Below are 20,685 nucleotides of genomic sequence, written 5' to 3'. Positions count from 1 at the left end.
GAGTCGGAAATTGTTTACAGGATCATATTTCAAATATATGACCCGAAAAAACACCCGCAAAAAAAAGCCCCTTTATCGGGGCGAACAAATATTTCCCATGAAGATTAGAAGTATTCACAGACTGAACAACCGGATAAGAAATTATCTCTGCCTTTTTCTAACTATATTCATTGCAAGCTCGCTCTGCTCAACAATCCTCTTCTTTTGGTCAATTTCCAATGAAGTGGACAATAAAGCCTCAACATGGGCCAACTATCTGGTGGAGAGAATTTCATTTCTGGAAACCGTGGTTACCTCCCGAGCGACTTTTGACCATGGCCTGTCCATTTTAAGAGTCACTCCCGATGGCGAGGTGGTCAACACCCGCCCCTTTCCCATCGAAATCAAATCCATAGCAAAAGCACCTATTTTTCAAAGAGTTAAAGACTTTCAGCCGGGACAATCTCTGCTCATAAGGCAGGCGGAAGGGGATAAATCCGGGTGTGAGGATATTTATCTCATTCAACGGCTGGACCACAGCTTCGCCATAGCCAAGGTACCATCGGAGAGCCTGCTTCCTGTCTCGCCCAATAAAACTGAGCTCTACATTAGGGATAATAACGGTAACTGCCTGTATCACTCTGAAAATAATTATTTTCCGGGTGCTTATCAGGTTGGAAGGATGTTTTTTTCCCATTTTCACGTCTTCTCATCCGCAAAAACCGAAGTCACCGATTTCGGAGGGTTATCAATAACCGTCGCCAAGGATATCTCAACGGAATTCTATGCGGGGATATTTCTTATTCTTTTTACCGCAATATGCCTGGCTATATTAACTAAGAGGTCCGCCTTCCTGACCTGGGATCTTGAAAAGAACGAACAGGATTTTATCAGGATCAACAAATTGCTTAAAAGAGTCGCCGCGGAGCCGAATATAAAACTGACCCATCTATCGGCAATCGAGCATTCAGCCCAGCGCATCCGCGAAGTGGACTGGGATACCGAAGCCCGAAAGATGGCATTTATAGAAAATAGGAACTATATAACAGCTACGGCCTTCTTTTCAGGTAAAATCCTAAGACTGCTTGATGAAGTTTCTGCCCACTCACAAATGCTTGCGCACTCAAGACACGAATACAGGGAACTGGTCCAAACCGCCCGCAGTATCATCCTGCGAATAGACCGCGCAGGAAAATGCACTTTTTTTAATGAATATGCCCAGCTCTTTTTCGGGTATTCAGAAGAGGAAATGATCGGTAACAGCGTCATCGGCACCTTGATTCCCAAGACGGAACAAGGAGAATCCGAGCTTGAAAAGCTGCTCTACGCAGTTACAGTGACCCCGGAAGACTTTCCGTCCAATACTAATCAGAACACCCGCAAGGACGGAAGTTCGGTTTGGGTATACTGGACTAACAGTCCCATATTTAATGAAGAAGGGGAGCTTACCGAAATACTCTGTGTTGGTACGGATATAACCAAACGCAAAAAAGTTGAAACAGAGCTGCACGAGACACGAAACTATATTCGCAACATCATAGATTCCATGCCCTCAGTAATCATCGGAGTGGACAGCCAATCCAGAATAACCCAGTTCAATACTGCGGCCCAGAGAATGGCTGTTATTCCGGCAGATAAAATTGAGGGAGCAGAAGTTGAAGAGGCCTTTCCCTCCCTGAATAAATACGCATACAGCATTGCACAGGCGATTGAGAGCGGAACTCCTGAGACCGACATCCGCACTCAGGGACTGACCGGCCCCAACAGCCATCAGGATATAATCATTTATCCGCTGAATAAGGGTATGAAAGGAGCGGTAATCAGAATTGATGATGCCACCGAGCGGGTCCAAATTGATGAAATGATGATCCAGACCGAAAAAATGATGTCTATCGGCGGACTTGCGGCGGGAATGGCCCATGAAATCAACAACCCTTTAGGCGGCATCCTGCAAGGTATCCAGAACATTGTCCGCAGGATATCACCTGAACTGCCGGCCAACCTCAAGGCAGCTGAGAAAGCGGGATGTTCAATCGATTCTATCATCACCTACATGGAAGACCGCAAGATCATAAAAACCCTGAACGGAATCACAGACTCAGGAGTCCGTGCGGCCTCTATTGTTTCCGGCATGCTTGATTTCAGCCGCAAAAGCGATTCCCGCAAGGCACCGGGAGACCTGCGCCAGATAATGGACAAGGCTTCAACTCTTGCCGCACAGGATTACAATCCACAGAAAAAATACGATTTCAAAAAGATCACCGTACATAAAGATTACGATGAAAATCTGAAACAGACCCCCTGCACCTCCACTGAAATCGAGCAGGTCTTTCTTAATCTGCTTCGAAACTCCGCCCAAGCCATGATCGATTGGCCTGAGATGGATGAGCAGCCCGTCATTTCAATTAAAATCCGTAATGTGCGGGACATGGTCAAATGCACGGTGTCAGATAACGGTCCGGGAATGGATGAAGCCACCCGCAAAAGAGTATTCGAGCCTTTCTATACCACTAAGGCTCCGGGGAGCGGCACCGGGCTGGGCCTTTCAGTCTCCTACTTCATTATTACTCAGAACCATCAGGGAACATTTCATGTGGACTCCAGCCCCGGCAAGGGGACAAAATTTACCATCCAGCTTCCAACTGTTCAAAATTAATAACGGCCCTGAAAATCCATATATGATTTTCAGGGCCGTTTCATTTTTATCTCAGGCAGCACTCAACTTTAACTTTCTGCCAACTTCCGCTTAAGACGCATAATCCGTTCATAAGACTGCTTGATCCTACGCTCAGTAATCTTACCCTCACGGACTAATTGCTTGAGGGTGGATACGGCTTTTGTGCCCAGCCCCGGCTCATAAATAAGGTTATTACCGAAAAGCAGGACATCCGCCCCGGCTTGTACTGCTCTGTAAACACCCTCTTTGAAACCATACTCACCGCTGACAGCCTTCATCTGCATATCATCAGTGACGATAATTCCCTCAAAGCCCAACTTGCGACGCAGCAGTCCGTGGATAACTTTGCGGGAAAGGGTTGCCGGGTACTTGCGGTCCCAGCGGGAATTGAAAATATGGGCGGTCATAACCATATCCGCTTTATTGTCGCTGATTATTTTTTGAAATGGATAAAGCTCGCTGGCATCCCATGAATCGGTCACATCGGTAAAGCCGAGATGGGAATCCCCACGTGAACTTCCATGTCCCGGAAAATGTTTCAAACAGGAAATGATACCTTCAAAATGCAATCCATCAATATAAGACTCGGCAAATTCGGCTACAATCCGAGGATCATCCGAGAAACTACGCTGCAAAGCCGCTATCACCGGGTTGGCAGCATTGCGGTTTACATCAACTACCGGAGCAAAATTCATGTTGATGCCTGCGGACTTAAGCATCTGCCCGATGGTCTGCCCGGCCTTGTATGCAGCCAGAATATCGCCACTATTGCCCAGCTCTGCTGCGGACATGGTTTCCGGGAATCCCATTTCCCCGGTAAGCCTTTTGATTATCCCCCCTTCCTGATCAATCGAAACAAACAAAGGAATGTCTGAATAGCTTTGTAAATCAGAAGTAAGCTTCGCAAGCTGGTCCGGACCGGCAATGTTACGCACTGTGCTGTTCAGGGCGCAATCCTTGCTGAAAAGAATAACCCCGCCGACACGGGAATCTTTAATATCACTGACAACCGGGTTATCTGCATTCAGTTCCAGCCCTCTGAATCCGACCATGACCATCTGTCCGATCATCACATCCAGTTCCGAAGGGGCAGGAGAGCTGCCCTTCAAGGAACAACCGCTAGAAATCATGAAAAAAAACATGAATATAAATATAATTTTTCTCAATGGAGAGCTCCGTATTTTTCTGAATGCAGAATAAAAAAAACATGTTATAGTGAGCATTCTGCAATTTAGCAAGATAGGCAAGCATGTTGCCACCAGTAATGATTTCCTATAAACGAATTTCTCAACTTGCTTATAATGAATTGCAAACAGAAGGAAAATGAATGTCCCAGACAGCCCTGCAAAAAGTAGTTGACCATGCCCGCGCCGGACTCGAAGTCCGGGAATCTTTTTTTGAACAATATTCCCAGCTGGTGGTCGATGTTTCCAAAGCACTGGCCGTACGCCTTGCCCTCGGCTCCAAGATCCTCTTCTGCGGAAACGGCGGAAGCGCGGCGGACTGCCAGCATCTGGCGGCAGAACTTGTAAACAGGTTCAAACTTGAACGCCCGCCCCTGCCCGGTATAGCCCTGACCACGGACACTTCAATCATCACCGCCATCGGTAACGATTACTCATATGAGATGATTTTCGAAAAACAGGTACAGGCTTTGGGACAACCCGGAGATGTGCTCATCGGCATCAGCACTTCCGGCACCAGCCCCAACGTGATCAGTGCCCTCAAGGAAGCCAAACGCAAAGGCATGGTTACCGTTGGAATGACAGGGATCAGTGCCGGCGAAATGCTGCCTATCTGTGATCACATCATAAGCGTTCCCAGCAAGGACACTGCTGTAATTCAGGAAGTCCACATTGCCGCAGGACACATGTTCTGCCACCTTATCGATCATTTCCTTTTCGAAGAAGTCAGCGAACTTGAACCCTACCTGACCGGGGAATAAGTAAAATTCCAGCAAGCGAGTTCCAGCATGCAGATTCTTATAGTCGAAGACAGCAACACCAGCAGAATGTACCTCAAAGAAATACTGAAGGTAATCACGCAAAAGCTTGATACAAGAAGCATAGATTGTGCTGTCTGCGGCGAGGAAGCATTGGAAAAATTTGAAAGTAGATGGCTTGAAGGAAAACCATACGAACTCATCTTCATGGATATAATCCTTCCCGGCATGGATGGACTGCAGACCCTTGAAAAAATCAGGGCCATTGAACAGGAAAAACAAATTCCGGAAGAAAAAAAAGTCAAGGCAATCATGACCACCGCGCTGGATGACAGCACCAAGGCTTCACGCGCTTTTTTCCAATGCGAAGCCCTGTCTTACATTACCAAACCCATCACCGCCGATAAAATTCAGGCGGAACTTGGTAAGTTCGGTATGATTTAAGGATTTACAATATGGATGCACTTACTCTTGCCTTTATCCCTGTAGCGGCAATACTGACAATCACCCCCGGATCAGACACCATGCTTGTGGTGAATAACACTCTGACCCGCTCAACAGCGGATGGTCTATGCACTGTAGCGGGGATTAACGCCGGATTGCTCATTCACGCCCTTGCTTCAGCACTGGGACTGTCCATGATCCTCATGAATTCCGCCACCGCATTTGAGATGGTCAAACTTGCCGGGGCACTCTACATCATATTTCTGGGAATTCAGTCCCTGCGCGCCAGCAGAAAGCAGGAAGAAACGCAGTTATCCACTAAGCCTTGCAGCAAAGGAATATCCGCATCCATCCGTGAAGGATTCCTGACCAACGTGCTCAATCCCAAGGTTGCGGTCTTTTACCTTGCATTGCTGCCTCAGTTTATTTCTCCCGGCGAGTCCATCTTGCGCCAATCCCTGCTGCTCATGACCATCCACTTCAGTATGGGCATTCTCTGGTTCAGCTTTATCACTCTCGCTCTGGGAAAAATGCGCCATTTAATATCCGGTGGCAAATTCAAAAAACGCCTGGAAGCACTCTCTGGGTTCGTTTTTATCGGCCTCGGCTTGAAGATGGCCTTAGCCAAGAACTAGCCTTATTCAAACTCCCTTGCCACGCGCAAGTTAAGCCCGGTATTTTCCAGTTTCCGGGCTGCATCTTCTGCCGAATCCCTGTCCGGGCAGACCCGGATGACCAGTTGCGCGCACTTAGCCGCATCATAAACCCATACATTTTCATCCAACCGTATTCCGGCTTCATTCACCCTGCGCAACAAATCCGTTCTGCAACGCTCCCGTTGTTCAAAAGCTCCTTCATCAAAACCTTCTCCGACGGCAAGTACCCACCATTGTCCTGTTTTTTGAAGACTGCTCATCCTTATCTCCTTTCATGCCGCTAGTAGGGATCAAAGACTTGCCCCATAGACTTGCAAGTGCTAAACAAAACCATGTTATTTTCAAAATCTATACATGATTTCGGCATAAAAAACAAAATCGCATATTGTGCGGCTCTGTTGGTTATTGCCGGATTTTTCTTTATTCCCTACAAAGAAATCAGACTGGAAAGGATAAGGGCCTTTGGTGAAAACAAGGCAATAGGTATAGTTATTGAAAAAAACAGCCGAATAGGCGAACATAACTTAAAAAAAACAGAACAAGAACATCAAACCGTCAGGTATCGCTTTATAGATCCTTCCGGTTTGCCGAGGGAAAGAACCGCTGCTGTACAAAACACATTCTGGAGGAGGTTAAACCAAGGGGATAGTGTTGTTGTGTACTATGCCAAAGCCGCACCTTATGTATCACGCATTGAACATGAAAAGGAAAATGCTGTGGTCCGGCTTTTAGCCAAATTTTCACGGGGGCAGTACACACAGATTCATGCCGAATAACTCAATGCCCTGAAGAACTGTATCACGTACATTTCTCAATCATATTTCCAGAGCCGGATCATGTCGGCGGAGAGGGAAGAACGTACACTTGGTAAGGCAAAAGCATCTAACTTTGGATCAGGAGAGAGCATGTTAAAGAAGCTGGCATTTCAAACTAAACTTATGCTTGGGGCCGTCTTAATCGTTCTGGCCACGATTATTTTCATGACCGGGATAAACTTGTACAAAGTACAGGATTCGCTTCATACGCTAGGTCAAACTTCCATGAAATCAATCGCGAACAGCGTCCATTCGCTCATGGAAATGCAAAATGAAATCCTGATGGATAAGGTTAAAGCTGACATTGATATTCTTGATAAAAAAATATTTTCACTCGGTTTTCCCAAACTCAACAAACGCCATCCTCTGGAAACCACCATTACCAATCAGGTAACCAAACAAAGTGAAAACGTGATCATCCCAAGCCTTGAATTCGGCGGGATTCCGGTCAATGGCAAATTCGACATTGTTGACGACCTCAAAAAAGAAATCGGCGGAACAGCAACAATTTTTGAAGTCCTGCCCGGCAAACTGCTGCGGGTATCCACCAACGTACTCAAGCTGGACGGTAACCGCGCCACAGGTACTTATATCCCCGACTCCAGTCCGGTATATAAAACCGTCATGTCCGGTAAGACATTCTACGGCATGGCTTATGTTGTTAACGCCTGGTACATCACAGCCTACAAGCCTCTGACCGACCTGCGCGGAAATGTCGTCAGTGTTATCTATGTTGGTCGTAAAATCATCACCGAAGCGTTTAAGAAATCCGTGCTGGCCTCAAATGTGGGCGGTAAAGGATATGCAACGATTTTCAACCGTAAAGGTGATGTCCTGCTCCATCCGACCCTGACCGGCAAAAACCTGAAAGAAGCCCCTTACTGGGAACTTTTTGCCAACACCGAAGAAGGGGAAATTGAATATAATTTAGACGGAACAGAAAAATCCGCATACATCACCTATTTCAAACCATGGAAATGGTCGTTTGCATTCATGATGAACACTGATGACATGTCCCATGGCGTGGACAGGGAAATCTTCATCACAAACGTCGTCATCGCCGTGGTTGCTCTTTCCATCTCTGCCATTATCCTGCTGCTGATGATCCGGATGACCACAAAACCCTTGCAGCAACTATCCGATTTTACCGCCAAGGTATCCGATGGCGATTATGACTCTGAACTTGAATACGATGTTGACGACGTAGTCGGTAAAACCATCAACTCGGTCAAACACATGGTCTTTGAACTGAAGAACAAACTGGGATTTTCCAGCGGACTCCTCAGCGGCTTGACCCTGCCATGCGTGGTTGTGGACCTCGACGAAAAGGTATCTTTCATCAACCAGCACCTGATTGATCAATTCGGACTTTCCGGTCAGCCGGACAACTATCTCGGCAAGCATGTCAGAGATCTGGTCAGCATTCAGACAATTGAAGAGACCATCAACCGCTGCATCAAGGAAGAAAGCAGTTTCTCAGAAATTGAGATAAACGGAACAGCGTCAAACGGTAAGGATTTCTACGCAATCATTGACGTGGCTCCGCTGCACGATCTTGATAAAAAGCTGATCGGTGCCTTCATGGTCATGAATGACATCACAGCAATCAAAGAAAACGAAAAGGCAATTACCGCCCAACGTGACACCATCGCTGATACGGCGAAGGAAGCAGACGAAATATCTGATCAACTAGCCTCTGCCGCAGATGAACTTTCTGCTCAGGTTGATGAATCCCGCCGCGGTGCGGAAGTCCAGCAGGAACGGGCCAGTGAAACAGCCACAGCCATGGACCAGATGAACGCCACAGTAATGGAAGTGGCCCGCAATGCCGGGGAAGCTTCTGAGAACGCCCGAACCACCAAAGGTAAGGCTGTGGAAGGTCAGGAACTTGTGGGACAGGTTGTTACTGCCATTCAAGCCCTTGAGCAGAATTCAGAAGAACTTAAATCCAGCATGGAAGAACTCGGCATACGCACCGACTCCATTGGCAAGGTCATGAACGTCATCACCGATATTGCGGACCAGACCAACCTGCTTGCTCTTAACGCGGCAATCGAAGCTGCCCGTGCAGGTGAAGCCGGACGCGGATTCGCAGTTGTTGCGGATGAAGTCCGTAAACTGGCCGAAAAAACCATGGACGCAACCAAGGAAGTTGGCGAAGCGATCACTTCTATTCAGGAAAGCACCAGAACCAATATTAGAGTTTCTGAGAATGCGGTTGAATCCATTGTAAAATCAACTGACCTTGCTTCAAAATCAGGTGACGCACTTGATGAAATCGTGCGCATGGTGGAAACTTCCGCTGACCAGATTGAAGGAATAGCAGCGGCAGCGGAAGAACAATCCGCATCAAGTGAACAGATCAGCCGCGCAACTGAGGAAATCAACGTAATCTCAGCTGAAGCCGCAGAAACCACCGTCCAGTCAGCTATGGCCATTTCGGAAGTGGCAAAACTTGCAGCCAACATTAAAGAACTGATCCGAAACATGCAGTCATAACCGCATTCTGAAAGAAAATACCAAGGGCGGTCTCCAATGGGGACCGCCTTTCTTATGATCCCCTGTAATTCTCTTAAGCACACTTCTCATTCTTGACCCGGAAAAAAACTGCGTGTACCCAGCTTTCAGACTCTAAAAAATTAACCCTTCGACCCGGCGGTAAAGCTATCATGTGCGGCATTGCAGGCTATTTCAAACCCGGCGGCCAGCCCGGAAACATAAAGTCAATTCTCGACCTTCTATCCCATCGCGGGCCTGACTTTCAGCACATCCATACAGAGGAACAAATCGAGCTGGGACACACTCGGCTGTCCATCCTCGACCTTTCCGACCGGGGAAACCAGCCCATGAAAGACCCGGTAAGCGGCAACATCATTGTTTTCAACGGGGAAATATACAATTTCAAATCCCTGCGAGAAGAGCTGATCCGCAAAGGACACACATTCAATTCCTCCGGGGATACGGAAGTCCTGCTCAAACTTTATGGAGAGTACGGGGAAAAATGCATCACCATGTTGCGCGGCATGTTCGCCTTTGCCATCTGGGACAAGGCCAAGCAACAGCTGCTCATCGCCCGCGACAGATTGGGTAAAAAACCTTTTTTCTACTCCCAGTCCGGCAATGGATTTATCTTCGGTTCTGAAATCCGCGCCCTTGCTGCCCATCCAGATATTTCAAAAGATATCGATGTGCAGGCCATTGACCTGTTCATGAGTACCGGATGCGTTCCCGCTCCATTTTCCATTTACTCAGCCGTCAAGAAACTCCCGGCAGCCCACTATGGGATTGTTAATGCGGACGGATTGACCCTGCACCGCTATTGGTCTCTGGATTTCACCAAAAAAATCGAGTGTTCTGAAGAAGAAGTACTGGATTCTCTACACAGCCAGCTTATGGAAGCTACCCGGATCAGGCTTGAAAGCGATGTCCCGCTGGGTGCGTTGCTCTCAGGCGGGGTGGATTCCAGCCTCATAGTAGCCCTTATGGCCGAGGCCGGAAGCAAATCTATCGATACTTTCACCATCGGGTTTCATGAAAAAAAATATGATGAATCCGGGCATGCAGCAAAAGTTGCCAAGCACCTCGGCGTGAACCATCATGTGGAATATCTGGACCCGGCCCAGTTTGAATACATGCTGCCCGCCGTGGTCAGGCAGTACGGCGAACCTTTTTCCGATGATGCCTCGCTGGCGACCATGCTGCTCAGCGAAGCCACCCGCAAGCATGTCACAGTGGCCCTGAGCGGCGATGGTGGAGACGAACTTGCCTGTGGATACTCGGCTTACACCCACGTAAAACTAGCCTCAGCCCTCGCTCCTTTGATCGGCAAAGAACCGCTAGCTGAAAAGAATATTGCCAGTGCATTTAACAACAGTTCCGCACTTGGAGCTTTGCGCCGCAAGATGATCTGCAAGCTGCACCCGGAATTTAAACGCATCCTGCGCAATGAATACAAGACTGCCCGCTATAAAAACGATGTTTACCGCGCAGAGGTACGTGAACAGCTGGCCCAATCAACTCTAAGCTGGATGTACGAACTTTCCCGACAGGCCTGTACACACGCGCACAATCCGTCAGAACGGCTGCTCTGGATGGATACGGTCCATTTTCTTGCCGATGCCCTGCTGGTCAAGGTGGATATCGCCTCCATGGCCCACAGTCTTGAGGTTCGCTCTCCGCTGCTTGACCATGAACTATTCGAATACATGGCCAGCCTGCCCCCGGAACTGAAGCTCAAGGGTGGCGAGTCCAAGTACCTGCTCAAAAAACTTGCAGAACGCTACCTGCCCAAGGATATCCTCTACCGCCGCAAGCAGGGCTTCTCCATGCCCGTGGCTAAATGGACCAGCGGAGACTCCGCCGGGTTCACCCGTGATGCCATCAGTCAGGCGACGCCCTTCCTGAAACAATTCTTTGATATGGACGCGCTGAACCGCCGCATTGACGAGCATGTTTCAGGCCGCAAAAAGCACAAGAATTTTGTCTGGAATATTCTTAATCTTTCGCTCTGGGCTATTGAGCATGAGAACGGAAGGGTTTAGGGAAGGCTAACTTCTCCTTACCCGCCCCAACACAGCCGAAAGCAAAAATCCCGCTACACTCACAGCGATGATGGTGGCCCCGGAAGAAAGATTCAGCTGATAGGAAAGCAGCAGCCCGCTAACACAAAAAATCATACTCAGGATTGATGACAGGATCATCATGGTGAAAAGTGATGAGGTCCTGCTCTCGGCAATCTGAGGCGGAATGGTCAAAAGAGCGATGACCAGAATAAGACCGACCACGCGAATAACCATGACCACACTGAGCGCTATGAGAGCCAGCATTATAAAATAAAGCAGGGTCACCGGAACACCGCGGGAACGGGCAAATTCCTCATCAAAGGACATGGCCCAGAATCCCTTATAACAGGTGAATACCACCAGCAGCACAATGACCGCCAGACCGCCCATGAGCATAAGGTCGGACTTGGGTGTGGCAAGAATGCCGCCGAAAAGGTAACTCATCAGATCCACGTTATAGCCGGGGGTAATGTCCAGCAGGATAATTCCCAAAGCCATCCCCGCAGCCCACATGACCCCGATAAATGTATCGGCCCGTTCCTTGACCCGCATGGTTACTAAAGCCATGAGCAGAGCCGCGCAAACGGCAAATCCGGCTGTTACCGGAAGCATGGGCAAACCGAGGAAAAAGGCCAGCCCGACTCCGCCATAAGAAGCATGAGCTACCCCGCCAGCCAGCAGCACGACCCTGTTGACCACAACCAGCGCGCCGATAATCCCGCAGATAATGGAAGCAAGCAGCCCGGCAATGAGCGCATTCTGCATGAATTCAAAACTCAGAGCCTCAAGCATCCCAGTCTCCTTCGTTGTCATCTGATTCAGGATGGAACTCCAGCACCCGGTGCGGCAATTCCCCGTGGGTAATCAGTTCAATGGGACAAGTGCCCTTAATGGTTTCACCATAGGCTTCGCTGAGCAACTCACGGGTGATCTTAGGCTGATCGTGCAAATGAACTTTGCGGTTGACGCAGGCTACGGATTTTACGCCCTGTCCAAGCACAGAAATATCATGACTGACCATGACGATGGTCATTTCCTCGTTAAGCTCCTTAAGCAAACAATAAAGCCCGCTTTTACCGGCCTGATCAACACTGGCGGCAGGTTCGTCCAAGAGCAGCATTTTCGGTTCATCCACAATTGCGCGGGCAATGAAGACTCTCTGCTTCTGCCCCCCGGAAAGATCGGATACCCTTCGTTCAATATGCTCAAGCATACCGACCCGCTCAAGGGCCTTTTCCACCTCGCCCCCGGAACCATTGCCGAAGCTGAGGCCGAACACGCCCTTAAAGCCGGGTGCAACCTTGCCCATGAGCACGGCATCCCGCACAGTAATGGGAAAGCTGGCGGAAACATTGGTGTATTGCGGCATGTAACCGATTTGCCCGCCATGTTTGCCCGGCGGCATACCCAGAATCTCGATACGGCCCTGCTGCGGCTCAATCAAACCCAGTAATAACTTAAGCAAGGTTGTCTTGCCGCCCCCATTAGGACCGATAACGGCGAGATAATCCCCCGACAATATATCAAAGCTGGCTTCATCCAGCACCTTATGCTGCCCGTAGCCGAAACTCACCTTTTTAAAACTAATCGCACTTTCATAATTCATATGATTTCACCTTTCGCAAATTGCTCATAAATTAAGCGATTCAGTTGATAACTTAGTTGAGAATGAATTGCACTATCTTTCTTCGGCAGTATCTCATATAATCAGCAGTATAAAATTTACAATAGCTCTACTGTATGTTTATCTAACTTTTAAGCCGCCTGCTATAAAACCAGGTAAGCGGAGAATAACACTTTAAAAGGAATATGAAAATGCAACTCTTATTCATCGGGGACTCACTTACTTCAGGCGTAAATGACGCTGAAAGGCTGAGCTGGCCCGGAAGAATCTGCAAACAGCTCGATCCCCAAGGGTCTAAACTGACCGCATACAATCTCGGTGTCAGGGCTTCTACCAGCGTGCACATTGAATCCCGCTGGGAAAAGGAAACCGCCGACCGAATCATTGCTGATGCACCTTCCCTGCTGATTTTCTGCTTTGGCGCGCCGGACGCAGTCAAAAACATCCCTCTTGAGCAAAGCAAGCTCTGTGCAGAAAATATCCTCGGCAACGCGAAAACAAAATACGCAACACTATTCATTACCCCGCCACCCATGATTGACGAAGAAAAGGACTGCCGCACAAAAATTCTTGGCTCAGAATTCAGCAAAATATGCGCAAACCTTGACATTCCCTGTCTGGATATTAATTCACCTCTGCGGGAAAATTCCGCATACATCAAGGCCCTCAAGGAAAGCGACGGAGTCCATCCAAACGCAGAAGGTTACGGCATCATGGCCGGGATGATCCAAAAATTCATTTCACCCTACATCCTGCCTCACCTCAACTAAGCATAAGTCTTTCCATACAGTCCAGTTACGAACCGGGTAGCACTCCCCTGTATTATTCAGACGGGAGTGCTGTCCTTATTTAATGAGGAGATTTCCCATGCGATCATTTGCCAGCGACAACTACTCCGGTGTGCACCCCGCAATCATGAAAGCGATCATGGAAGCCAACGAAGACCATATGCCCTCCTATGGCGCAGACCCTGTCTCCGCAGAAGCGGAAAAACTTTTCAAGGATATTTTCGGGCAACAGTCCAAGATTTTTTTCCTGACCACCGGGACCGCCACAAACACACTTATTTTGCGCCATATTTGCAAAAGCTGGAACAGCGTAATCTGTTCCGAAGACGCACACATCAATGTTGATGAGTGCGGTTCCCCGGAAAGCATGGGCATCAAACTCATGCTGGCTGAAACAGTTAACGGTAAAATCACCGTTGAAACCATCAAACCTCTGGTCCCTTCCGAGCCGGACGTACACCGCGCCCAGCCCGCGATAATCTCCATCACCCAGAACACAGAACTGGGAACCCTTTATACCATAGACGAGATCAAGACCATTTGCGACTTTGCGCACAGCAAAGGACTTCACGTACACATGGACGGGGCCAGAATTGCCAATGCTGCGGCTGCCCTTGGGGTCACCTTCAAGGAAATGACTGTTGATTGCGGAGTGGATGTACTCTCTTTCGGAGGGAGTAAGAACGGCTGTATGTGCGCAGAAGCTGCGGTCTTCATCACCCCGGAACTTGGCAACGATTTCGAATACATCCGCAAGCAAAACATGCAGCTTATTTCCAAGATGCGTTATGTAGGTGCGCAGTTCAAGGCCCTGCTCACTGACGAACTCTGGAAAAGAAACGCAGAACACTCCAACGCACTGGCCCGCACCCTCGCGGAAAAAGCCGGTGCAATTGATGGTGTAAAAATCACCCGCCCGGTGGAAGCCAACGGAGTTTTCGCCATCATCCCGGAACACGCAGTGGAAAAATTGCAGGAAAAGTTTCCCTTCTACGTCTGGGATGAGCAGACCGGGGAAGTCCGCTGGATGACCTCGTGGTCTACCACTGAAGAAGATATTGATAATTTTTGTGCAGCTATGAAAGAATTGATATAAGAATGCCTCCGGCGGCCAGAGAACCCTTTGGAAAGGGTTCTCTGGACTCTCCTAAACTTTTTAGTGGGGCTTCGCCGTTTCTACCGCTAAATTTCACGTACTTGGACTAATCAAAAACAACTAAAAGTTTTTGGGATTCTCAAACCATTTTGCAAAAGGGTTTGAGCCCCCCGGAGGCATGATGAAAATCTAAATATCCCCTGCCTTGCTCTTTTCCCATAAACTTGAACAGACTGCGCTCGGATGTATCCAGCAGATCTACTACGATAAGCCCGTCAAGTGAATTGCCGAAATCAGGGTCTATATTAAATCCGACCAGCTTACCGCCAATTTTCAGGTAATGACGCAGCAGAACCGGAATTCCGGTCCCCCCCTCAATGTCCTGTACTATTTTTTCAAGATCGGAATGATCAATAAAAGACGTACCGGGCAGTGCCTTCTGCCATGACTTTAGCTTTTTGAATTTCAAAGGACGGGCCGGAGAAATAAGCTCTGAAAGATCATTACGAGCGTTATGTTTCATCAGTGAGTCCGCAATCAACTCACGGGATATTTTCTTATAATCGTTGGAAATGCTCACGCAGCCGAACAAATATCTATACCGGGGATTACGTGCGAGATAAGCAGCAATACCTTTCCAGAGCATCATCAGGGAGTAAAAATTTCTCTGAAAACTTGGACGAATAAAAGACCTGCCCAGCTCAAGGGCCGGGCTGACCTTATCAAAAAATTTCGTATCAAATCCAAAAAAGGAATTACTGTAAACACCATCCAACCCAAAACGCTCAATCTGCTCGTCAGCACGGGCAATGCGATAAGCCCCGGCAATCTCCTTGCTCTCCTTATGCCAAAGAACCAGATGGATAAAGGTGTTATCAAAACGGTCCACGTCAACAGACCGTCCTGTACCCTCGCCCACCAGCCGGAATGTCTTTTCACGAAGCCTGCCGATTTCATGCAGAACAAATGGGCAATTGGCGGCATGAACCTCATGCACTGCAAACTCGCTGTTCTCCACAAGTATAGACTTGGGTCCGAGCATGGTCAGTTCAGTAAGAATCATACTCTGGTAAGAGTTATCGCTGATAGGCTTTTCCTTTTTCTTGAATACAGGAAGGGCCAGCTTTTTCTTTTTAAAACGTGGGCGCAAAGTGTATGTGCGAAACCGCAAATATTCCATCAGGTACTGATTGCTATCAAAGGCTGCCAGACGCTCTCTGCTAATCGTGTTGCCCACGGCAAATTCAACCGGACCGGATTTCTTTTTTAAATTCTCGCGAGGCAGTAAAACAGTGCGCAATCGGGGATGCACCATACCTGCGGCTTGAAAAATAAAACTGTTGCGGCCATTAAAAAAAACCGGAGTGGCACTGGCTCCGGTACGTTTGATAATTCCGCCTACAGTGGGACTCCAGACCGGGTCTTCCACCTTGGCACCCTTAACGTTCAGACTGGACACCTCCCCGGCAGGAAAAACAGCCAGCAGACCTCCGCCCTTGACCCATTTAACAGCCTCCTTGAGGCCGGAAATATTTCCAAGATGGGAATTCTTACGCCCAAATGGATCTACACCGATCAGATGCTCTTTCATCTCAGGAATCAGGCCAAGCATGAAATTCGCCATGATTTTGACGTCCGGGCGCACTGCTTTCAGCATACGCATCAGAATCAACCCTTCCACAACACCAAAAGGATGGTTAGCAACCACCACAGAGGAACCGCTTTTAGGTATATGTTTCAATTCCCGACTATCCAATCCTACCTTAACTCCCAATAAGCTAAGGGCCTTGCTTGCAAAATCAGTGTGAATATTATCTACCCAGTGCTCTTCATCATGCACCCGGCTGTACAATGAGTTCAAACGCGGGAAACATAAAAGGTGAGACAAAGGTTTTTCCATCAGAGAAAACAATGCTCCCCTGAAAGGATCTTCAAACGGCGATTTTAAACTGAACAGTTCAGAACATGTTTCGCGAACCATCGGCAGCTCCTGCTATTAATTTTTAATTACGCATAATAGCCGGAGCATTCAGGTGATGTGTGACCTCACAGTGACATATGCTTTACATTTTCAACCACTACTCTTTCCTACATAAAAACAGACAAATCTATACTTAATAAAAAATAAAAAGCAGATATAAAATACCTGCTTTTTATTTTTTACTTGTCAAACGATCAAAAAATAACTATTGAATAGTTCCAAGATCGGCTTTCATATGCCAATGATCCCTTGGGATTGGGATGCAGAAACTGCGTTTGGCCACGTCGGCACACAGTATCAACCCCTTTGTATCCTGATCCCAAAACACACGATCTATGAAAAATGCTATAGCTTGTGAATTGGTCAGTGTTTCGGGACGACTTCCGGGCAAAAATCTCTGCATAACTGCAACAGCAGCCTTTCTAAGGGTCTGCACGGCGGTGGTGGATATCGCTACATCCTGAAAATCCAGTTCATGAAGTATTGCGCTTTCTCCGGCCATGACTTCAGCAATCTTGACCCGCTCCTCAGACGCTTCACGGTGTTGACGATTATTCATGGTCTGCCTCCTGATGCTGTTACGAGATGCAAGTACTCAATCACATGCAAAAGACGAGCCGACTGTTGGTATCAGTATACATTATTATTTGAACAAACAAAATCTTTTTTTATCACGGGCGTATTTATGAATGAAAAATATTTCGGAGCAAGACTTCATGAAGATGGTAAATGTTCATTTTGAATCTTTGCCCCGCATGCCCAAGAGGTTAAAATAAAAGTACAATCTCAACACGAAATAGTGGAAAAACTAACCCCGGCCCAATATGGATTCCACGAAACAACCATTGAAAAAATCCGTCCGGGAGACCTGTATTCTTTTGCAATTGATGACGGCCCGGCAATCCCTGATCCGGCTTCCTTATGGCAGCCTTCAGAGCTTAACAACGCTTCCGCAGTCGTTGATCATCATTTTTTTGACTGGGAAGGAGACATATTTTCCGGTCTACCCATGAGCGAGATGATCATTTATGAAGCCCATGTAGGAACCTTCAGCCCGGAAAAAAATTTCAAAGGCATTACATCCCGACTTCCCTACCTCAAAGAACTGGGGATAAACACCTTGCAGCTCATGCCTGTGGCTAATTTTTCATCCATACAGGGCTGGGGATACGAAACCACTTATCCATACGCGGTGCATCCGCCATACGGCAGCCCCGAAGATCTTAAGGAACTGGTCAAAGAATGCCACCGGAAAAGAATCGCGGTCATACTTGACGTATCATTCGGCAGCCTGATTCCGGTAGACAGTCTTGAACCTGCCTACACACCTTTTTTCAGTGAAAAATATAATGTTCCCAATGGACGGGCCTTGAACTACGATGAGAAATTCAGTTTCGGAGTGCGGAACTTTTATATCCAATGCGCCCTTTCGTGGCTGCGTGACTACCATGTGGACGGATTGCGAATTAAGGATGCCGACCAGATTTTTGACCAGACCCCCATCCATTTTCTTGAAGAACTTTCCACGCAGATCAAAAAATTTGCCAAAAACAATAACAGAAACTGTGTGTTGATCAATGGAGACAAGCGTAATGCCCTGCGCCCGGTCCTGCCTCCGGAACAGGGAGGATACGGTCTGGATGCCCTCTACAATGATGATTTTTACTCCGCTTTACAGAATCGTGTAACCGGAAACAGCGAAGGCCATTTCAAGGACTACTCCGATCCTGAGCGCATGGTTTCAGCAATGCAGTACGGCTTTGCATACCGTGGAGAAATCTCCGATCACTATCTCAGGCTTCAGGGACGCAGTAGATCCGAACTGCGCGGCTGCAAGTTCGTAGTCTACTCCCAAGGGCATGAGGAAAATGGTGACCATGACTCAAAATGCAGGATAATTGAAAAAGCAGGATTTGAGGCAGCCAAACTAAGTGCCGGGGCTACCTTGCTTTCACCATACGTACCCATGATTTTCATGGGCGAGGAATACGGTGAAACCGCCCCGTTTAACTATTTTACCGATGCGGACTGCAAAGATTCAGTCAACCAGTGCCATCTGAACTGGCAAAATATTGACAGCGATCAAGGCCGGGCCATGCTCTCCCTGTACCGCAAATTGCTCAAGGTGAGAAAAGAACATCCCACCATCCACGAACCATGCCGCAGCAGGTGTCAGGTACAGGAAATAACTCCGGGCGTTATCCTCATATTTCGCAACCCTACATCCGGAGACAAAAAATACGCGGCAGCCATTTTTAATTTCGGTAAGAAAGAAGCAGAGTGCTGCATTGCCGGATATCTACCTGAAGGTGTCTGGACCACTGAAATATATAGTGGTTCCAATTCTTTTGCCGGAACAGGTGCCCCCCTGCCGGGTATCCTACCCCCGGACGGCAGAGTGAAAATAGCAGCCCAATCCTTCGCTCTCTTTCTCTACTCCGAACTCATGGTCCGAGCCGAAGATATTTCAATCAGGTAAAAACATATAGGCTGGACATCTCCCCACTTGCCCTGCAATATGCTAATGTTAGAAGTCAGCACGACTTTATTCAGCTTTGCAGAGCAAGAAGGAGACATAAAAAATGAAACGTTCCAGCGGCATTCTTCTACACTTTACCTCCCTGCCTTCCCGGTTTGGTGTCGGTGATCTGGGTCCTGCGGCATACGCTTTTGCAGACTTTCTGGCTGAAGCCGGACAAAGATTCTGGCAGGTGCTGCCTATCACTCCCACAGCTCCCGACCTCTGCAACTCGCCCTATTCCGGTTTTTCCGCCTTTGCGGCAAATCCGCTTTTGATCAGCCCGGAAATGATGGTTGATTACGGTCTGCTGGAATATGAAGAAATCCTGAAACATACTCTCCCTGATTCAGATCACGCTGACTTTGATATGGCCGGGCAGGTCAAAGAGCACCTTCTGCGTAAAGCATTTTCGCATGTCGCCAATACCCTGCTTGAAGATCCGGTATTCAACCAGTTCATCTGGGATAACATGCATTGGGTCAACGATTTTGCACTGTTTACTGCCCTGAAAAAACATTTCAAGGGCGAAAGCTGGACCACTTGGCCCGAAGACATCCGCGACCGTACTGAGGACGGTCTGCGCCACTGGGGTGAAAAACTCTACCGCGAAATTCTTTACGTAAAATTCTGCCAGTGGACATTCTTCCGTCAATGGGGCCAGCTTAAAGATCATCTCGATGAAATCGGTGTTGAACTAATTGGGGATGTGCCCATTTATGTAACCCACGACAGTTCCGATGTCTGGGCCAACCGGGAAATTTTCAAGCTTGATGAACACGGTGAAGCATATTGCGTGGCCGGAGTACCGCCGGACTATTTCAGCGAAAAAGGGCAACTATGGGGCAACCCGGTCTACAATTGGGATGTACTGCAAAATGATGGTTTCGGCTGGTGGATCAGCCGTATGAAACACAATCTGGGCCTGTACCACTGGGTACGCCTTGACCATTTCCGAGGCTTTTCCGCCTACTGGGAAGTGCCCGCCGAGGCCGAAACAGCCATGGAAGGATACTGGGAACCCGCGCCCGGACATCTGCTTTTTGAAAAACTGACCGACGAAATGGGTTGCCTGAGAATCATAGCTGAAGACCTTGGGCACATCACACCTGATGTTATCTGGCTCAAGGACCGCTTTCAATTGCCGGGAATGAACATTCTGCAATTTTCCTTCGGGGACGACATCGGCTATTGCGGGGATGCCCTGCACAACCACAAACGTAATTCCGTGGTTTACACCGGAACCCACGACAACAATACCAACCGGGGCTGGTTTCTTGATGATGCAGATCAAATGAGTCGCAAGCACCTGCTTTCTTACCTCGGCTACGACTGGATAGACGATGCAAAAATTTCATGGGAGCTGATCCGACTGCTCATGTCCAGCGTCGGCTGCCTATGTGTCATTCAGGCGCAGGATCTGCTCAGCCTTGACGGACGGGCACGCATGAACGTTCCCGGCGAGGCTGACGGCAACTGGGGCTGGAAACTCACTCCCGGCCAACTGACCCCGCTCATCCGCGAACGTCTCGGTGAAATGACCGAGCTTTTCGGGCGGACCAGTAAAATTGACTGATATTCTATCATCTAGAAAACAACGTTG

Annotated in this window: 17 protein-coding genes; 11 read left to right on the top strand and 6 right to left on the bottom strand. The window is 48.2% G+C overall.

Annotated elements, in window-relative coordinates:
• The first annotated feature begins 97 nt into the window (after positions 1 to 97).
• Positions 98 to 2,635 carry a PAS domain S-box protein gene (locus FMS18_RS02240; RefSeq protein ID WP_163292125.1) on the top strand — a complete coding sequence of 846 codons (2,538 nt, stop codon included), beginning with the start codon at positions 98 to 100 and terminating at the stop codon, positions 2,633 to 2,635.
• Between the two features lie 68 nt (positions 2,636 to 2,703).
• On the opposite strand, the gene FMS18_RS02235 is transcribed toward FMS18_RS02240, so the two are convergent.
• Positions 2,704 to 3,822: a glycoside hydrolase family 3 protein gene (locus tag FMS18_RS02235; protein WP_163292124.1), complete on the bottom strand. Its 1,119-nt coding sequence runs from the start codon at positions 3,820 to 3,822 to the stop codon at positions 2,704 to 2,706.
• A 161-nt stretch (positions 3,823 to 3,983) separates the two neighbouring features.
• Between FMS18_RS02235 and FMS18_RS02230 the strand changes: the two genes are divergently transcribed.
• Genes FMS18_RS02230 through FMS18_RS02220 form a run of 3 tightly spaced genes read left to right on the top strand, consistent with a single transcriptional unit; the run spans position 3,984 to position 5,677 of the window.
• A complete protein-coding gene (locus tag FMS18_RS02230; RefSeq protein ID WP_163292123.1) occupies positions 3,984 to 4,601 on the top strand; it encodes a D-sedoheptulose 7-phosphate isomerase in 618 nt (205 codons plus the stop codon).
• Positions 4,602 to 4,628: 27 nt separating this feature from the next.
• Entirely contained in the window at positions 4,629 to 5,042 is a 414-nt protein-coding gene (locus FMS18_RS02225; protein ID WP_163292122.1) for a response regulator, read from the top strand.
• Between the two features lie 11 nt (positions 5,043 to 5,053).
• Complete coding sequence (locus FMS18_RS02220; protein WP_163292121.1) at positions 5,054 to 5,677, top strand: LysE family translocator; 624 nt, start codon at positions 5,054 to 5,056, stop codon at positions 5,675 to 5,677.
• Between the two features lie 2 nt (positions 5,678 to 5,679).
• Here FMS18_RS02220 and FMS18_RS02215 read toward each other — a convergent pair whose 3' ends face one another.
• Complete coding sequence (locus FMS18_RS02215) at positions 5,680 to 5,958, bottom strand: hypothetical protein (protein WP_163292120.1); 279 nt, start codon at positions 5,956 to 5,958, stop codon at positions 5,680 to 5,682.
• Positions 5,959 to 6,015: 57 nt separating this feature from the next.
• On the opposite strand from FMS18_RS02215, the gene FMS18_RS02210 reads away from it, so the two are divergent.
• The 3 genes from FMS18_RS02210 to asnB all read left to right on the top strand — a co-directional run bounded on the left by FMS18_RS02210 (position 6,016) and on the right by asnB (position 11,054).
• Positions 6,016 to 6,474 (top strand): hypothetical protein, encoded by a 459-nt coding sequence (locus FMS18_RS02210; RefSeq protein WP_368854138.1) that lies wholly within the window; start codon positions 6,016 to 6,018, stop codon positions 6,472 to 6,474.
• Between the two features lie 129 nt (positions 6,475 to 6,603).
• A complete protein-coding gene (locus FMS18_RS02205; protein WP_163292118.1) occupies positions 6,604 to 9,012 on the top strand; it encodes a Cache 3/Cache 2 fusion domain-containing protein in 2,409 nt (802 codons plus the stop codon).
• A 170-nt stretch (positions 9,013 to 9,182) separates the two neighbouring features.
• Entirely contained in the window at positions 9,183 to 11,054 is a 1,872-nt protein-coding gene (asnB, locus tag FMS18_RS02200; protein WP_163292117.1) for an asparagine synthase (glutamine-hydrolyzing), read from the top strand.
• Positions 11,055 to 11,060: 6 nt separating this feature from the next.
• Here asnB and FMS18_RS02195 read toward each other — a convergent pair whose 3' ends face one another.
• Both FMS18_RS02195 and FMS18_RS02190 read right to left on the bottom strand, forming a co-directional pair.
• Positions 11,061 to 11,867 (bottom strand): metal ABC transporter permease, encoded by an 807-nt coding sequence (locus tag FMS18_RS02195; RefSeq protein ID WP_163292116.1) that lies wholly within the window; start codon positions 11,865 to 11,867, stop codon positions 11,061 to 11,063.
• A complete protein-coding gene (locus tag FMS18_RS02190) occupies positions 11,860 to 12,681 on the bottom strand; it encodes a metal ABC transporter ATP-binding protein (protein ID WP_163292115.1) in 822 nt (273 codons plus the stop codon). The genes FMS18_RS02195 and FMS18_RS02190 overlap by 8 nt, the downstream gene beginning before the upstream one ends.
• A 209-nt stretch (positions 12,682 to 12,890) precedes the next feature.
• Between FMS18_RS02190 and FMS18_RS02185 the strand changes: the two genes are divergently transcribed.
• Both FMS18_RS02185 and FMS18_RS02180 read left to right on the top strand, forming a co-directional pair.
• A complete protein-coding gene (locus FMS18_RS02185; protein ID WP_163292114.1) occupies positions 12,891 to 13,469 on the top strand; it encodes a GDSL-type esterase/lipase family protein in 579 nt (192 codons plus the stop codon).
• A gap of 97 nt (positions 13,470 to 13,566) precedes the next feature.
• Positions 13,567 to 14,583 (top strand): low specificity L-threonine aldolase, encoded by a 1,017-nt coding sequence (locus tag FMS18_RS02180; protein WP_163292113.1) that lies wholly within the window; start codon positions 13,567 to 13,569, stop codon positions 14,581 to 14,583.
• 139 nt (positions 14,584 to 14,722) lie between these two features.
• On the opposite strand, the gene FMS18_RS02175 is transcribed toward FMS18_RS02180, so the two are convergent.
• A complete protein-coding gene (locus FMS18_RS02175; RefSeq protein ID WP_163292112.1) occupies positions 14,723 to 16,564 on the bottom strand; it encodes a lysophospholipid acyltransferase family protein in 1,842 nt (613 codons plus the stop codon).
• Between the two features lie 205 nt (positions 16,565 to 16,769).
• Entirely contained in the window at positions 16,770 to 17,123 is a 354-nt protein-coding gene (locus FMS18_RS02170) for a hypothetical protein (protein ID WP_163292111.1), read from the bottom strand.
• Between the two features lie 240 nt (positions 17,124 to 17,363).
• On the opposite strand from FMS18_RS02170, the gene FMS18_RS02165 reads away from it, so the two are divergent.
• Together FMS18_RS02165 and malQ are read left to right on the top strand one after the other, a co-directional pair.
• Positions 17,364 to 19,043 carry an alpha-amylase family glycosyl hydrolase gene (locus FMS18_RS02165; RefSeq protein ID WP_368854137.1) on the top strand — a complete coding sequence of 560 codons (1,680 nt, stop codon included), beginning with the start codon at positions 17,364 to 17,366 and terminating at the stop codon, positions 19,041 to 19,043.
• A gap of 103 nt (positions 19,044 to 19,146) precedes the next feature.
• A complete protein-coding gene (gene malQ, locus FMS18_RS02160; RefSeq protein WP_163292110.1) occupies positions 19,147 to 20,658 on the top strand; it encodes a 4-alpha-glucanotransferase in 1,512 nt (503 codons plus the stop codon).
• Positions 20,659 to 20,685: the final 27 nt, after the last annotated feature.

Origin of the sequence: Desulfovibrio sp. JC022 (assembly GCF_010470665.1) — a bacterium.
Taxonomy (GTDB): Bacteria; Desulfobacterota; Desulfovibrionia; order Desulfovibrionales; family Desulfovibrionaceae; genus Maridesulfovibrio.
This window is presented reverse-complemented; position numbering and strand designations above follow the sequence as displayed.